10 protein-coding genes are annotated in these 16,811 nt (G+C 58.3%); 7 read left to right on the top strand and 3 right to left on the bottom strand.

Annotated elements, in window-relative coordinates:
• The first annotated feature begins 73 nt into the window (after nucleotides 1–73).
• The 5 genes from MGMAQ_RS14720 to pip are packed head-to-tail and all read left to right on the top strand — an operon-like array spanning nucleotide 74 to nucleotide 7,547.
• A complete protein-coding gene (locus tag MGMAQ_RS14720) occupies nucleotides 74–3,547 on the top strand; it encodes an ABC transporter transmembrane domain-containing protein (protein ID WP_052716426.1) in 3,474 nt (1,157 codons plus the stop codon).
• Nucleotides 3,547–4,308, top strand: a complete 762-nt coding sequence (locus MGMAQ_RS14715; protein WP_046022138.1) for a hypothetical protein — start codon at nucleotides 3,547–3,549, stop codon at nucleotides 4,306–4,308. The genes MGMAQ_RS14720 and MGMAQ_RS14715 overlap by 1 nt, the downstream gene beginning before the upstream one ends.
• Nucleotides 4,301–5,101 carry a thermonuclease family protein gene (locus tag MGMAQ_RS14710; RefSeq protein WP_052716425.1) on the top strand — a complete coding sequence of 267 codons (801 nt, stop codon included), beginning with the start codon at nucleotides 4,301–4,303 and terminating at the stop codon, nucleotides 5,099–5,101. The genes MGMAQ_RS14715 and MGMAQ_RS14710 overlap by 8 nt, the downstream gene beginning before the upstream one ends.
• 35 nt (nucleotides 5,102–5,136) lie before the next feature.
• Entirely contained in the window at nucleotides 5,137–6,600 is a 1,464-nt protein-coding gene (locus MGMAQ_RS14705; protein WP_046022137.1) for a M48 family metalloprotease, read from the top strand.
• A 47-nt stretch (nucleotides 6,601–6,647) separates the two neighbouring features.
• Entirely contained in the window at nucleotides 6,648–7,547 is a 900-nt protein-coding gene (gene pip, locus MGMAQ_RS14700) for a prolyl aminopeptidase (protein ID WP_046022136.1), read from the top strand.
• A 5-nt stretch (nucleotides 7,548–7,552) separates the two neighbouring features.
• Here pip and MGMAQ_RS14695 read toward each other — a convergent pair whose 3' ends face one another.
• Together MGMAQ_RS14695 and MGMAQ_RS14690 are read right to left on the bottom strand one after the other, a co-directional pair.
• Nucleotides 7,553–8,647 carry an HD domain-containing phosphohydrolase gene (locus tag MGMAQ_RS14695; protein ID WP_046022135.1) on the bottom strand — a complete coding sequence of 365 codons (1,095 nt, stop codon included), beginning with the start codon at nucleotides 8,645–8,647 and terminating at the stop codon, nucleotides 7,553–7,555.
• Nucleotides 8,644–12,714 (bottom strand): PAS domain S-box protein, encoded by a 4,071-nt coding sequence (locus MGMAQ_RS14690; RefSeq protein WP_158498873.1) that lies wholly within the window; start codon nucleotides 12,712–12,714, stop codon nucleotides 8,644–8,646. The genes MGMAQ_RS14695 and MGMAQ_RS14690 overlap by 4 nt, the downstream gene beginning before the upstream one ends.
• Nucleotides 12,715–13,087: 373 nt before the next feature.
• Here MGMAQ_RS14690 and MGMAQ_RS14685 point away from each other — a divergent pair, with 373 nt between their 5' ends.
• Nucleotides 13,088–13,606, top strand: coding sequence for an acyloxyacyl hydrolase (locus MGMAQ_RS14685; RefSeq protein ID WP_046022133.1), 519 nt, complete (start codon nucleotides 13,088–13,090; stop codon nucleotides 13,604–13,606).
• A 97-nt stretch (nucleotides 13,607–13,703) separates the two neighbouring features.
• Here MGMAQ_RS14685 and MGMAQ_RS20485 read toward each other — a convergent pair whose 3' ends face one another.
• Nucleotides 13,704–13,886, bottom strand: a complete 183-nt coding sequence (locus MGMAQ_RS20485) for a FeoB-associated Cys-rich membrane protein (RefSeq protein ID WP_082085464.1) — start codon at nucleotides 13,884–13,886, stop codon at nucleotides 13,704–13,706.
• An 807-nt stretch (nucleotides 13,887–14,693) separates the two neighbouring features.
• On the opposite strand from MGMAQ_RS20485, the gene MGMAQ_RS19795 reads away from it, so the two are divergent.
• The gene (locus tag MGMAQ_RS19795; RefSeq protein ID WP_148560983.1) at nucleotides 14,694–16,805 is read left to right on the top strand and encodes an ATP-binding protein; all 2,112 of its coding nucleotides are present in this window, start codon (nucleotides 14,694–14,696) and stop codon (nucleotides 16,803–16,805) included.
• Nucleotides 16,806–16,811 lie beyond the last annotated feature (6 nt).

Here is a 16,811-nt window from a genome sequence, read left to right as displayed (position 1 = left end):
CATTATGTGGACCCGGGCGCCGCTTTCACATACAAATCTTGATAAGCATTTCGTGATCGGGAGGACGGCGGCCATGAACAAGGGACTTTTCGCCTTTATCCTCAAATACAGCACACCGCAGCAGATATTGCTTCTGGCGGTGACGGCGGTCTCGCTGCCAGTGCTGTATTTTTACCTGGAGCTGCCCAAAACCATCATCAACGAGGCCATCGGCGGTGATGGAAAGCCGGTGGCGTTCATGGGCCAGACCTTTGAGCAGATCCCCTATCTGTTCGTTTTGTCCGGCCTGTTCCTGACCATGGTCTTGATCAACGGCGGCCTGAAATACTTCATCAATGTCTATCGCGGGGTGATGGCTGAACGGGTGCTGCGCCGATTCCGATACATGCTATTGCATCGGGTATTGCGTTTTCCACAGCCGCACTTCCGCACCGTCTCGTCAGGCGAGGTGGTGGCCATGGTGGTGCAGGAAACCGAGCAGGTGGGCGGCTTCTTCGGCGAAGCCATCTCGCTGCCCGCCTTCCAGGGCGGCACCTTGCTGACCATCTTGGTGTTCATGTTTGTGCAAGATCCGTTGCTCGGCGCCGCCGCCATTTCGCTATATCCCATTCAGGCCTATGTGATCCCGAAGCTGCAACGCAAGGTCAACATGCTGGCCAAGCAAAGGGTGGCCAAGGCGCGCAAGCTGTCGGAACGCATCGGCGAGACGGTGGCGGGGGCGCGGGAGATCCATGTGCATGGCACGGCGCAATTCGAATTGGCCGACTTCAGCCATCGCCTGGGGGAACTGTTCCGCATCCGCGCCGACCTGTACAAGACCAAATTCTTCATCAAGTTTCTCAACAACTTCCTCAATCAGCTGACACCATTTTTCTTCTATGCCATCGGCGGCTATCTGGTGATCAAGGGGGATCTGTCCTTCGGCGCCCTGGTGGCGGTGCTGGCCGCCTACAAAGATATCTCGGCGCCCTGGAAGGAACTGCTGAACTACTATCAGAAGCTCGAAGATTCGCGGATCAAGTTCAATCAGGTGGTCGAACAGTTCGATCCACCGGGCATGCTCGCCGAAACGCTGATCGAGGCCAAGGAAGGGGCAGATCTTCCTGCCTTCGGCCCGGTTCAAGCCAGCAATATCGCGCTGGTGGAAGAAGACGGCACCCGGGTCATTGATGGGGCCACTCTGGATTTGGCCCCCGATCAGCATGCGGCCCTGTTGGGACCCAGTAGCGGCGGGCGAACGGAGCTGGCGCTGGTGTTGACCCGCCTGTTGGCGCCGTCCCGGGGACGTGTGACCATCGGCGATCAAACTTTAGACAGCATCCCCGACGCCGCCCTGGGCCGCCATATGGCCTATGTGGACCCCGAAGCCTTCGTGCGTTCCGGAACCATCCGCGAGAATTTGTTCTATGGCCTGATGCAGGGGCCACCCGCCAATGACGAAACCGACGACGAGAGCCTCGCTTCGGGCAACAGCCTCTATTCGATAGAGGGTGACTGGCTGGGCGCCGGTCGTTTGCAAACCGATGAGGACGACAGCCTGACCCGATTGGCCATCCGTGCCCTGCGCCATACGGGATTGGAGGACGACGTTTTCAGTCTCGGTCTGCGTAGGGTGGTTGACGGCGGCGCATCGGAATCTTTCGAGACCAAGGTTTTGGAAGCCCGCGCGGAGATCCATCGGCGACTGGATGACTCCCCCTTGGCTGACCGGTTCGAGGTATTCCGCAGCGATCGCTTCAATCACAATGCCTCGGTGGCCGAGAATATCCTGTTCGGCGCGCCCCTGGTACCGGAACTGCAACCCGAGGCCATGGCCACTCATGCCGGGGTGCTGGCCATGTTGGACGCCTTGAACCTGCGTACCGAGATGCTGGAGAAGGGAGTCAAGGTCGCGGCGCTGATGGGGGAGATTTTCCGGGACTTGCCGCCAGGCCATGAGTTTTTCGAGCGATTCTCGTTCATTGATCAAGAAGACCTGGCCGATCTCAAGCGGGTGGTCAGTCTGGCCAAGAGCGACGGTGTTGCAGCCCTGAACGAAGAAGACCGGACGTTGCTGCTGTCCTTGACCCTGCGCCTGACCCCGGCCCGCCATCGATTGGGAATCATCGATGAGGAGGCGGAGGCCAAAATTCTTGAGGCCCGTCGGCGGTTGCCGGAATTCTTGCCGTCCAAGGGGGAGGGGCTGGTGGAGTTCTACCAGTTGGAGCGCTACAGCCGCGCCGGATCCATCAGCGACAATCTGTTGTTCGGGCGGGTGGGCGACTCCGGGGGGAATGGCATGGACGGCATCGGTGACGTGTTGTCCGAGGTGGTGGAAGATCGCGGCCTGCATAGCGCGATCGTCGAGGCCGGGCTGGAGACCGACGTGGGTGTCGGAGGACGGCGCCTGTCGCCGGTGCAGCGACAGAAGCTTGCCTTGGCCCGCTCCTTGCTAAAGAAACCGGCCTTCATGGTGCTCAATGATGCCTTCTCCATCTTTGACAGTGATACCCGCTCGGCCCTGAGCCGGGACCTGCGCGGCGAGATGGCGGGCCGGGGGATGCTTTGGGTCGCCAACGATCTGGAGGATGGACAGGTTTTTGATCGAACGTTCCGAATGAGCCAGGGGCGTCTGGTTGAAGAAACTGAAGGCGGCGCCCCGACTCTGCCGCCGCCCACCCGTAGCGAGACTCCGACGGAAGAAGGCGCAGGCAGCGAGTTGCGCCAGGAAGCCGAAGTGCTGCGCCGAGTACCGTTCTTTGAAGGATTATCGGGGTCGGAGTTGATGTTATTGGCCTTTACCGCCGACAGGGTCACTTTTCCGGCGGGGGTCCGGCTGATGCGGCAAGGGGAACTGGGCGAGGCGGCCTATGTGATCCTCGACGGGGTGGCGGAGGTGGAGGTGCGCACAGCCGACGGCCCCAAGGTCGTGGCTCGCCGCGTCAAAGGGGACCTGGTGGGTGAATTGGCCCTGCTTTGCGAGACTCCGCGCACGGCCACGCTGCGGGCCGAGGAAGAGGTGCAGGCCCTGCGCATCAACCAGGATGTGTTTTTCAAGCTGATCGAGGAAAACCCGGGTCTGACGGTCAATCTACTGCGCATCATTTCCCGTCGTTTCGAGGCCATGATGCGTGACATGAGTGGCGGGACCTCCTTGTTTGATGCCGAGACCCGTCTGCCCAATCGTGCCAATCTGGAGGCCCGGTTGGCGGACCTGGAAGAGGTGGAGGCTCATGGGGTGATCGTCATATCGCTGCCTGGTGCCGAAGCGGTGGCGATGGAACTGGGCGCCGGGGCGGCGCATCGCCTGTATCGCAAAATCACCCGGCGGCTGCGCACCAAGCTGCGGGAAACCGATACCCTGGCCCGCCTGGATGTGAATACCTTCGCGGTGCTCACCGCCCAGACCCCGAATTCCCAGGTCATGGTGGACACGATCCAGGCCCTGAAAGAACTCTTGGCCGAGCCCATGACCTTCGGCGTGCGTGCCTATGATTTGGGCGACGAAATCGTCATGACGGCGGTATCGGCGAACCCAGAGAGTCTGCCCGAGGTTGCAAAAGACTGATGGCGCTGGTCGTTCAATCCTTTCGCCGGACAACGGTGCCCGGCTGGATCGAGGCCTGTCTGGGTTCCGTGCGGACCTGGGCCAAGGCGGAAGGACACCAATATCGCTTCGTGGGTGATGAGATCTTCGATCTGTTGCCGCAAGACTATCGGGCCAAGACCATCAATCGTCCGCAGGTGGGGACCGACCTGGGTCGCCTGTTATTGGCGCGACAGGGGTTGGCCGATGGCGCCGAGGCCGTGCTGTGGCTGGACGCGGATATTCTGATCACCGAGGGGCCGGGCTTTGATCCCTGGCTGGACGACTTGTATGGATTTGGCGCCGAGCTTTGGGTGCAGCCTGATAAACAGGGAAGGCCGGTGGCCCGGCGCAATGTCCATAACGCCGTCTGCCTGTTCCGGCCCGATAATCCGTTTCTGGATTTCTACATTCATGCCTGCCAAAGGCTGGTGGGACGGCATAAGGGCGATATGGTGCCGCAGTTCGTTGGTCCCAAATTCCTCACGGGTCTGGATCATATGCTGGGATTTCCGCTCATCCATGACGTGGCCATGGCCAGTCCGATGGTGTTGCGGGATTTGGCCGACGGGGAGGGTCCCGCCTTGGATCTGTTGATCGCCGGACAGGAAAAACCGGCGGCAGCGGTCAATCTCTGCGCCTCCCTAGCCGGGCGCGAGGTGGATGGGGTGGATATCTCCGTTGCGATGTTCGAGCGGGCGGTGGCGCGGTTGCTGGGCAGACCGGAGTTGTTGCATGGGTAAGATCGCGATCGCCCTTGTCTTCTTGTTGCTTTCCTGGCGCGCGGGTGCGGCGGACCTCAGAGACGGCGGCACGGCCTTGGTGGTCGAGGTGGTGGATGGGGACACGGTTATTCTGGATCGAAAACTCCAAAACTCCAACGAGGTACGCTTGGTGGGTATCCAGGCGCCGAAGTTGCCCCTGGGCCGCAAGAACTTCAAGACCTGGCCGTTGGCCGACATCGCAAAGGATGTATTGGAGACACTGACTCTGGGTCGTCGGGTGCGGCTGATCCACGGGGGCCAGGAAATGGACCGTCATGGCCGATTGCTGGCCCATCTCTACCGGGTCGAGGATGATATGTGGCTGCAAGGGGAGATGCTGGCGCGGGGACTGGCGCGGGTCTACAGCTTCCCCGACAATCGCTCGCTGGTGAATGATATGCTGGTGCTGGAACGCCGGGCCCGGCAGGCGGAGGCCCAGATCTGGGATCATCCCTTCTATGCCCTGCGGCGCCATGAACGCTTGGATGGACTGGTCGGAACATTTCAACTGGTGGAAGGCCGGGTGCATGCCGCCGCCGATGTACGCGGCACGGTCTATCTCAATTTCGGCAAGGACTGGCGCACGGATTTCACCATTCGCATCAAAAAGAAGGCGGCCAAGCTGTTCCGAAAGGCCGAGCTCGATCCTTTGAGCCTAAAGGGCCGGAAGGTCCGGGTGCGGGGCTGGCTGAAGAAGTACAATGGCCCGATGATCGATGTGAGCCACCCAGAGCAACTGGAACTTCTAGCCCCATTGCCGACACCTAAGTAAAATCCCATATGATTCGCAACAAAGGAGACCGGATCATGACGCTGACCCGCCGCCAATTCACAACTGGCCTTGTGGCCGCCGGGGCCTTGGGAAGCCTCCCCGGCTGTATCGCCACCAATCCGGCCACCGGGCGGACCAGCTTTACCGGCGTCTATTCCATCGATGATGATGTGGCCCTGGGAAAGAAGGAAAATCCCGGCTTGGTCAAGGCTTTTGGCGGACGCTATGAAGATGCGCGGCTTGAATCCTATGTCACGTCCATCGGCAAGGAACTGGGCAAGCGCACCGAGCATCCTGACCTGCCTTATACCTTCACCATTTTGAATACGCCCATTGTCAATGCCTTCGCCCTGCCTGGTGGATATGTGTCGGTGTCGCGGGGGCTGGTGGCACTGGCGTCCAACGAGGCAGAGCTGGCCGGGGTGTTGGCCCATGAACTGGGCCATGTGAATGCCCGCCATACCGCCGAGCGTCTGAGCCAATCCATGCTGGCGCAGGTCGGGCTGACGGTGTTGAGCGTGGCCACCGGGTCTTCAGCCGTGTCACAGATCGGCGGACTGGCGGCCAACGCCTTCTTGCAAAGCTATTCCCGGCAACAGGAATTCGAGGCCGACATGCTGGGGGTGCGCTATATCAGCCGCAGCGGCTATGACCCCGATGCCATGGTCACCTTCCTCGATACCCTGCGCGACCACAGCCAGGTGGAAGCGGAAATAAAGGGTCTGCCCAAGGGCTCGGTGGACGAATTCAACATGATGTCCACGCATCCCCGTACCGTCGACCGGGTACAGGCCGCCATCGAGCATGGCAAGCAATATCGTTCGGCCAATCCGGTTCTGGCTAGAGAGCGCTACTTGGACCATATCGACGGCATGCTATACGGCGAAGATCCGGAGCAGGGCCTGATCATCGGCCAGCGGTTCGTGCATCCGACCCTGCGCATGGAGTTCACCGTGCCCAAGGGCTTCCAGTTGCATAACACCGAAAGCAAGGTGATTGCCAAGCATCCCAAGGGCGCGGCGATCGTGTTCGATATGGACCGACCGGAAAAGAATAGGGACGTGGTTTCCTACCTCCGCGATGAATGGGGTCGCAAGGCCAGTTTCAGCGACGTGGAACCGCTGACCGTCAACGGATTGCAGGCGGCAACGGGGATGACCAAGATTTCCGGCAAGGATGTGCGTCCGGTGGTGTTTCGCAATGACGCGGAAAGTGTTTTCCGCTTCCTGTTTATCACCCCGCCGCAGCAGACCGCCGCCTTCAACGTGGCCCTGCGCGAGACCACCTACAGCTTCAAGCGTCTGAGCGAGCGCGAGGCCGCCAATGTCAAACCTTTGCGGCTGCGCATCAGCCGGGGGCAGACCCGAGAGTCCTTGGATCGCCTGGCCTCCAACCTTCCCTATGGTGAGTACAACCATGCAGCCTTCCGGGTGCTCAACGACCTCAAGCCGGGGCAGCCGTTGCCCGACCGGGGCGATTTAAAAATGATCGTCCATTGAGTCCGCGTAGCGATCTGTACCCTGACAGCGGGGCCCGACGCCATGGCATGCTGCCGTTAGACCCGCGACATGAGATGTACTGGGAGGAATCGGGGAATCCCCAGGGAATCCCCGTGGTTTTCCTGCACGGCGGTCCCGGGGCCGGAGCCGGACCGGTCCATCGACGTTTTTTCGATCCCGATGCCTATCGGGTGATCCTCTATGACCAGCGGGGCTGCGGCCGATCCCGACCCCATGGGGAAATCCGTGACAACACCACGTCCCACTTGGTGGCGGACCTGGAACAGCTTCGCCAATATATCGGCATCGACCAATGGATGCTGTTTGGGGGCTCTTGGGGCAGTACCTTGGCCCTGGCCTATGGCGTGGCCCATCCGCAACGATGCCTTGGCTTCGTGCTTCGAGGCGTGTTTCTGGGGCGATCCCACGAGACAGATTGGTTTTTGAATGGCATTGGACTGTTCTTTCCCGAAGCCCGACGGCGGTTCGTGGAATTCCTTCCCCATGAGGAGCGGGATGATCTTCTGAGCGGTTACCGACGACGGTTGCAAGACCCGGATCCGGACATACATATGCCCGCTGCCCGCGCCTGGCGCGATTACGAGGCCGGTTGCTCGACCTTGATCCCCAAGGATATGGACTCCTTAGGGCAAAGCGATGTGGGTGCTTTGAGTTTGGCGCGCATGGAGTTGCACTACTTTATCCACGACATGTTTCTGGACTCTCCGCTGCTCGAGAGCATTGGAAAGATTGCTCATCTGCCCTGTGCCATCGTTCAGGGCCGCTATGACGTGATTTGCCCGCCCTGTAGTGCCGATGACTTGGCGCGCGCCTGGCCCGGGTCCAGTTATACGATCGTTCCCGATGCCGGGCATTCGGCATTGGAGCCTGGCATTCGCGCTGAATTGGTCGCGGCAACCGAGCGGATGAAACACTTGTTAGGGTGATGGATTCAGTCCGACTGGCCCGGATCGGCGTATTGCTCACGGATCTCCAGGATGGCATCCAGGTTTTCGTTGAACAAAACCACCAGCTTCGGATCGAATTGTTTGCCAGACTGCTCATTGATGAAATTCAGGGCATCGGCCACCGACCAGCCTTTTTTATACGGTCGTTCTGACGTCAGGGCATCGAACACATCGGCGACAGCGGCGATGCGGCCCTCGATGGGAATTTCCTCGCCCTTGAGGCCATTGGGATAGCCTGTACCATCCCATTTCTCGTGATGACACAGGGCGATGGAACTGGCCAGACTCATGATCGGTGAGTCATGTTCACCCAAAATAGAGCCGCCAATCTCGGCATGGGTTTTCATGATCTCCCACTCCTCGCCTTCCAGCTTGCCGGGCTTGAGCAGGATATTGTCGGGAATCCCGATCTTGCCCACATCGTGCATGGGACTGGCCTGAAGAATCATTTCCGCCGTTTCTTCGCCCAGGCCCGCCGCCAGAGCCAGGACCTGACAAGACTTGGACATGCGAATCACATGCATGCCGGTCTCGTTGTCCCGGTATTCACCCGCGCGGCCAAGCCGACGGATGATTTCCAGGCGGGTGGCTTCCAGTTCGCGGGTGCGTTGACGCACCATGTCTTCCAGGTGCTCGTTTTGCCGCTGGCGCTCTTTGTAGAGCAGCCGAACTTCGAGCATGTTGCGGATTCGGTGCAGCACTTCAACCCGATCAAAGGGCTTGGTCAAAAAGTCGCGAGCCCCGGCTTCCAAGGCTCGATGCTTTGTTTCCACATCGATTTGCGCGGTCAGGACGATCACCGGCAGGTAGTCACCGCCCAGCAACTCCCGCATGCTGGCCATGAACTCGTGACCATCCAAATCAGGCATGCGAATGTCGAGCAGTACCAGATCATGGCGCTCCTGCTCAAACATGTTCAGCCCCACGGGGGAATCCGTGCTGGTTTGAATATTGCTGTAGCCCTCGTCCTCGAGGATTTCCTCAAGCAACGCCACATTGACCGGATTGTCATCGACAATCAGGATTCGAGCCGTGGTCAAGTCCAGAGCCTGTGTTGGGGCCGGGGGGGCCGTTGTCATTCTTTTTTGCCTCCAAGGGCGGAACGCAGCGTTGCCATAAGGTCGTCGATTTCAACCGGCTTCGTCAAGTATGCAGTGAAGCCGGCTGCCATGCCCATTCGTTGGGTCGAGAGGGTGGCATCCGCTGACAACGCGATTACGGGGATATTCAAGGTTGCCTTGTCGGTCTTGAGTATCTTCAAGGCATCCAGTCCACTGATACCGGGAAGATTGATGTCCATTAAAATAACTTCAGGCTCTTCGGACTTGGCCAAGGAGAGTCCCACCTCGGCATCCTTGGCAATCGTGAGCGTCAGGCCGGGCAGTTCATCAAAGATCTCTTCCATCAAGGTCTGATTGGCGGGATTGTCTTCCACATACAGCACCCGTTGCGGCAGGGTGCCATCCTGGAATGTATCGTAAGGCAAGCTTCCGGCAAGGGTGGTATTGACCACCACCCGATCCTCGCCCACGGCCACCTCGATCCAGAACGTGCTGCCCTCACCCAGTGTGCTGCTAAAGCCGACCCGACCACCAAGATGCTCGACCATCTTCCGCGTCAGGGCTAGACCAATGCCAGTCCCCTCGATCTCGGAGCTTTCGGCTCCCAGGCGGTTGAAGGGTTCGAACAAGGCCTCTTGTTTTTCCGGTGCGATTCCGGGGCCGGTGTCGGTGATCGATATGCGGATGAATTCATCCACCGGTTCTTGGACGCTCACCGTGACGGTCCCGCCTTTCTTGTTGTACTTGATGGCATTGGAAAGCAGGTTGAGCAGAATCTGCCGCAGACGGGTGTAGTCGGCGAGAACGGCAAGCGAGCCATTGCGATCATCGTTGTAGACAAGATCGATATCCCGGTCCCGGGCCAGCGACTCGACCAAGGCCAGGCACTCTTGCAGTACCAAAGACAGGCTGATGGATTCGATGGATACAGAGAGTTTGCCGGCTTCGATCTTGGCCAGATCCAAAACCTCGTTGATCAGGTCGAGCAGGTGTTTACCGCTCTTGTGAATTTGGTCCACATGGCGTTTTTGCTTCTCGGAAAGCTGTTCCCGCCGACTGCTGTCGAGCAACTGGGCAAAGCCGAGAATGGCGTTCAGCGGCGTGCGTAGTTCGTGGCTCATGGCCGAAAGGAACTCGGACTTGGCGGCGTTGGCTGCATCGGCGGCCTCGCGGGCCTTTTCCAGATCCTGCTGCACTTGTTTGCGCTTGGTGATGTCGACAACGATGGACCGGCTCTCGACCACCTGTCCACTGTCATTGGTGCGCGGGGAAACGGAGAGGCTGACCCAAATGGGCTTGCCGTCCTTTCGCTGCATCTGCAGTTCGACGTTTTGGGTGGCACGGCCTTGTTTGAGTAAATGCATGACCGTCTTGGCGCGCTCCAGGCCATCGGCGCCCTCGGCGTAGAATTCCAGTACGTTCATGGTCGCCAGTTCGTCGCGACTGTAGCCCAACAGCTCGGTGAGCGCCTGGTTGTGTCTCACCACCAAGCCGCTTTCCACGTCCATCGTGACGTAGGCCGAAGGTGCATTTTCGTAAAGATCTTCGAGGGCTTCCTTGTTCTCCGTCAGTTCCGCCTCGGCGGATTTTACCCGATTGATATCCTGAACCACGCCCAGCATTTGCAGCGGCTTGCCATCCCCGTCGCGGACCACATCGCCTTTTTCCAGCAGCCAGCGCACGGTGCCGTCGGGCCAGACCACCCGATGCTCGATGTTGTACTCGGCACCCGTTTCCACACAGGCATTGACCGCGTCGACGACATCCTGTCGGTCATCGGGGTGCACGGCCCCGAGGAAATTCTCGTAGCTGGTCTCCAGATCGCCCTTGGGATAGCCGAACAAGGGGCCGATGCGCTCTGACCAGTAAAGACCGCCATCTTGAATATTCCAGTCCCAGGTGCCGATATTGGCAAAGGACTGGCTGACATTCATGCGGGATTCGCTCAGCGCCAAATTGTGCTGAGTTGTTTGGCGTTCCAACACGGCGCCAACCCAACGGGCCATCATGCGCAGGAAAGCATGGTCTCCGTCGTCAAATTGTCGCCTGTAAGGGGTGGGCGAGGAGTAATTGACGGTTCCGGCCAATTGATTGCCGATGAAATAGGGAACCCCGATATAGGCTTCCAATTGGAAGGCTTCGTAGCAAGGGTGACCCGCATGGGACGATCCGCCCATGTAGTCGATGGCCACCACGTCATCCTCGCGCAAAGTAATCTCGCAATAGGTATTGCCCAAGGGGAAGTGCTGCCCCGGCTCCAACGGCACGCCTTCCGGGGCGATGTATTGCATCACCTCGTAGTCGTCGCCGTTGACCCGGCTGACGATGCCGATTTCCAGCCCCAAGTGTTCCGAACCTACTTTCAAGGCCCGGTTCAACTGCTCTTCCTCCGACACATCACGCAAAGCGGCGATCTCGTTCAGGGCTTCAAGACCGCGATTGTGCCGTTGCAAGGCCAGTTCCGCATTTTTGCGGTCGGTGATGTCGTGAACGGTCCCGGTCATGCGCGACGGCGAACCATCCTCGGCAAAATGCATCTGTCCTTGTTCGTGTACATAGCGCTCGCCGCCATCGGGCAGCAGGATGCGGTGTTCCACATCGTGAGGCTGTCCGTTTTTGGCCCGCTCGTTGGAAGCTTGGACAGCCGCCCGATCATCCGGGTGAATTTGCTCCTGGAATGCGTCGTAGCTGGGTGTGAACGTCTCCGCGTCGCGTCCAAAAATACGGTAGATTTCCTCCGACCAGTAAATCTCTCCTGTTTCGATGTCCCATTCCCAGCTCCCCATGCGGGCGATACGCTGGGCCTCCTTCAGGCGGGATTCGGAGTGACGCAGGTCTTCTTCGACAGCCAATCGGTCGGTGATGTCGCGAATGATTCCGAGATAGCCAAGCACCAATCCGTCTTCGGCGCGAATGGCCGTGCCGACGGTTTCACCGGAAAAGACCCGATTATTCTTATCTTTATAGCGAACCACGTAGGGACGGCTTTTTTCCTCGGCCGTCATGTTGAAGCGTAAGCGCCCCTGACGCTCAAACTCTTCGGTACTCTCGTAGAGCACAGCGGTGGTCTGGCCGCTCAAGTCGTTCATGTCATAGCCGAACAGCTCGCTAACCGCCGGGTTGATCAACACAATCCGCCGCTCCGGATCGGTCATCACCAAGGCATCGGCCATGTGATTGATGATGCCCTGGAACAGGGATTTCTGACGTGACAATTCTTCCGCCGCCGCGCGCCGCTCGGTGATGTCGCGGACCACGCCGGTGAAATAACGGCGCCCGCCGATGCGGGCTTCGCTGACCGCCAAATCCATGGCGAACTCGCGTCCGCTTTTATGCCGGGCGGTAACCTCGCGGCCGATCCCGATTATTTTTGCATCGCCGGTTCGGATGAAATTGGACAGGTAGGAATCGTGGCGCCCCTTGTCCGGCTCCGGCATCAGCATGTTGATGTTGTGGCCGATCACTTCTTCGGCACTATAGCCGAAGATGGTCGTTGCGGCCGTATTGTACTCGGCGACGATGCCGTGCTCGTCAATGACAATGATGCCGTCAACCGTATTGTCGACGATGCCCTTGTGGCGTTGTTGGCTCGCGCGTAGCCGGGCTTCCACGTTGCGGCGATGGTCGTCCTGACGCAATAAATAGGACAGCACCAAGCCTCCCACTCCCACTGCCAGACTGAGTGGAACCGCGGACTGCTTGAAGACCTTCAACGCAACATCCGGGTCGGGGACGAATATCAGGGCAAACAGGGCTGTGAACTGGATGGCCACGGCCAGGGCGGCGACCATCAAGGGGTTCTTTTTGACAGAGGGCCAGACTCGGGCAACCAGCATTGAGACGATCGTCACATAGGTCGAAGCGGCAAAGGCGGTCAGAGCAATTGGTCCGCCGACCCAACCCACCCGATATCCGATAACCGCAAGGGCGGTGAGTAGTGCCACCCGCCAGTTGCCATAGATGGCAGCGGTAATGATCATCACATGACGACCGTCAACGATGACATGGGGCGCGATGGTTATGGGATAGGTGATGGCCAAAATAGCCAAGCCGCCAAACGAACCACCGAGGAGAAGATCACGCAACTCCGGTTGCGGGACTTTATCCTTGATTAGTTGATAAAGGGCCAGCGTAAGGGCGAAAATCGCAGTATTTTCAAGAAGCTGGACAAATAGTGGCGATGCGGTGACCATGTCCTTTTGCCTGCCTTTCGCGCGGGGCACGCAAGCCGCCACACCCTGTCAGTTTTTTTTATCCAACCAGCCGAACACCTGTCGGATACGACAAAGGGACGGTCGGTTGGTTTTTTGCATTCTACCTACTCTGGAATGCATATTTATAACGGAAATGAATCAAAGTCTCAAGGATCAACACCGGGGCATCGGGCGGGGTTCACACCGCTTGCATCCGACCGGCGATCCCTTAAGATGCTGGGATATTTTGGGAGTTTCCGGGAGAATGATGATGTTTGTAGGCCGCGCCATTGTGATCGCCCTGGCCGTCGGCACTTTGGTCACCACCAGCGGCATGTCATCGGCCCGTGCGGATGATCCGGCATTTGTGTCTTTTAGCGCGGGTTGGTTCGACTTCAACCGCCGCAAGGATCCCGGTGCGGAACTGCGCCTTGAGTATCGTTCCGACTACAAAGTGCCCTATGTGCAGTTCAAGCCTTTTGTTGCCTTGGGCGGAGCCACCTCGGGGCATGCTTTCATCGGGGCTGGCGTATTGTGGGATATTTACTTTGGTCGGCGGTGGGTCGCGACGCCTAGTTTCGCGCCTCATTTTTATACCGGTAGTGATGACAAGCTAGATATGGGGCATGCTCTGGAATTCCGCTCGCAGTTGGAAGTGGCTTACCGGTTCGATGACCGCTCGCGGCTGGGGCTGGCCGTTTCCCATTATTCCAATGCGGGGCTGGGTGATAAGAATCCCGGGACCGAAACCTTGTCAGTCTATTATTCCTTGCCGCTGGAATAAATCTTTTTCAAATGATCCGAACGTGACAAAGGGACCGCTAAGCGGTCCCTTTGTATATGTCGAATCTGGCTGAGAGAGGGGGGGGAAGGGGCTCAGGTCAGCTTTCGACGGGCTTTTGCGGCGCCGCGCCGCAGCTGGCAGCGGTATCGCTACTACATCCACAGCCTCCGCCGCAGGCGGCGCCTCCCGCTCCCGGGCGAACCATGCGGTAAACCTTGCGGCCCACATAGGCGAGGCAGGCGAGAAGTATTGCGGCCAATATGAGGCTGTCTGTATCCATGATCTAGCGGGTCCCCAGAATCCGATTTAGCGGCGCGGAATGCGAGGATACTTCTGTTCGGCGCCTTTGTGAAGGCTGCGATTGTAAAGCATTAGCAAGGGGGCGGCGATGGCGAGAGAAATAAGATCCATGGTTTTGGCTCCTGATCAAAAGAATGTCTTGGCGGCCCTCATCGGGCTGTTTCATGCACCATATCGTTAATGATAATCATTAGCAAGTGGTTTGTGTGCTCCAATATATCAACGAGTTAGTGCTTTGTCGTTCAAGTGTCTTGGGCCCAGAGAGTCCGAATCGGCTAATGAAACCGAATCCGTGTTGCTTGCGCATTGCGTGGGCTGAACATAGCGCCCAGCAAGCGGTAAATCCGATGGGTTGACGACCGCCTGGTGGTGAAAACCGGCTCGGTTTGATGGCTCGAGTGATTCAACATAGCGGTCTCACAAGGTTCTTGGTGGTTCAGTTATTCGAGTCATCCGCGCCAAGTCGCGCCATCGAATTAGGTAACCCGAATATTTCTATGGTTTTTTATATTGGTAATGATAATGATTATCAAGTGCCATGGTGACCAATACCCATATTTTTTTTGAGATTGTGAGGGGGGTGTGATCGCCCATATTATCTATTCGGGAGGAATTTTGGTCTGTGTTTCGTATAAGTAGCTTAATCGGGCATTGATAGTGGTCATCTCAAAAGCGGATTGGGGCGGTTCTACCCTCTGGGCGAGGCGACCTCCGTGTCCCCGGGTGTTTTTTCTTATCTTTTCGGATAGGGGCTGATATTGATGGCTTGGGGGAAAAACGGACCACCATGGTAGAATTGAACGGCCTTCAGTTTGAGGAAAAGGCTCGGATTACATCCGGGCGTTTCATGCTGGTTTTGGCACTTCTGACAGCTTTTTCCCTGCTTGTGGTCTGGGCGGGGATCGGTCTGGAGATTTTTCGCTCTCGCGATGCCACGTTGCAATCGGTGCGTGAGGCCTCTGAGAATCTGGCCCGGGGTTTGGCGGCCTACACGGAGCGGACCTTTACGGTGATCGAAACGCGCCTGCAGTTGATGGATGGCAATCTGCCGGCCTGCGACCCGTCCAGGTCGTTTGATCCCGAGATCACCGATCAACTGGGGCGAATGGTGTTGGACACCGATATCCTATTTAGCGCCAGTCTCGTGGATGCCGACGGTCAGTTTTGTCAAAGTGCCATACCTGGTCGGGACGGCGCCTTCCATGCGCCGGCCGCCACAATTTCCGTGGCCGACAGGGATTTCTTTTTCAAGTTGAAGGAAAACCCGGACCTGGAAACCCTGGTCGGCATCCCGATGCTGGGGAAGATCACCGGCACCTGGGTTTTGCCCGTGGCGCGGGTCCGGCGGGATGACACCGGAAGGTTCAACGGTGTGGTCTTGGGGACCATCGAACTGGATCAATTGAACCGGTTCTTTGCCGCCTTCGACCTGAAGTCAGGGGTGGTCCTGACCATTGTCCGACGAGATGGCTACATGGTGGCAAGGGCCCCCTTCAAAGCGGAAATGATGGGAAAATCTTTCTTCCATGGGCCGTTGTTTCGGCAGATTGAGAATACCCCGCACAACACCTATGAAACCCGGACCGTCACCGATGGCCAGCACAGAATTATCAGCTATTTCTCTGTGGACAAGCTGTCGCTTGTGGCCGTCGTCGCCCAGTCGTCGGACAAGGCCCTGGCGCCCTGGCGCCATCAGATCATCGTCTATGTGGTGGTGGGCCTGTTCATCACTGTGATCCTTTTGGCCTTGGCCATTGTCTTGATCCGCATGGACCGTCGAAGGGAGTATGCCAACGCGACCCGCCTGGCGGAGCAGACCCGCCTGAACAGAGCCATTTTGGATGCGGCGCCCACTCCTTTGCTGTTCATCAACGACCTGGGAGAAGTTGAACAGTTCAACCGGGCCTTTTGCGACCTCGTGGGGCGTTCTCCCGATCTTGTGGTGGATCGTCCCTTGCAGGATTTCCTGGATGAAGACGAAGACAACAATTTGGTCCAGGTTGTTCAGGGGCTGACCGGCGAGACGACGGAATTCAGCATCGAGCTTTCCTTGAGCATCAAAGACAAAGGGCGCCGCACGTTTTTGATCAGCATGGCGTCTGTGGGCCTTGAAGGGGGAGAGAGCCATGGTGCTGTGTTGTCTTTGACCGATATTTCCCGGCGCAAGGAAGCAGAAGACAAACAGTCGCGACTGGTGGCACGCTTGGAGGAATCCAATACCGACCTGGAACAGTTTGCCTATGTTGCCTCCCATGACCTGCGCGAGCCATTGCGCATGGTCGCCAGTTACGTCTCTTTGCTGGAACGCAATTTCTCGGACAGCTTGGATGCCTCGGGGCTCGAGTTCATCGCCTACGCCCGCGAAGGCGCCCTGCGGCTAGACAAGCTGGTCAAGGATCTACTGCAATATTCGCGCGTCGGACAGGCCCCAAAAGACAGCGAACCGGTCTCTCTTTCATCCATTCTCCATGGAGTCATGGCGGATTTGGGTCCTGGCGCCGAGGTTTCGGGAGCCCGGATCGTCCTGCCCGAGGACGACCCATTGCTGACCTGCAACGCCCATGAAGTGGCGCGGCTGTTCGATCAACTGATCAGCAATGCGATCAAATTCCAGCATCCCGATCGCGCTTTGCATGTGGCCATCATTGCCACGGAGATGGGCGACCACGTTTTATTCGAGGTCCGCGACAATGGGATCGGCATCGACCCGGCCTACCACGAGAAGGTATTCGTGATCTTCCAGCGTCTGCATCAGCGCGAACGGTACGAAGGAACCGGGGTGGGATTGGCCATATGTCGCAAGATTGTCGCCCGACACGGTGGGCGGATCTGGATCGACTCGGCGCCTAGCGAGGGAACCACCGTGATGTTTACATTGCCCAAGGGCCGTCATTCTTGACGGGTT

It is taken from the genome of Magnetospira sp. QH-2, assembly GCF_000968135.1.
Classification (GTDB): Bacteria; Pseudomonadota; Alphaproteobacteria; order Rhodospirillales; family Magnetospiraceae; genus Magnetospira.
Note: the sequence above shows the minus strand (reverse complement) of the source record. Positions and strands in the feature narration are given on the sequence as shown.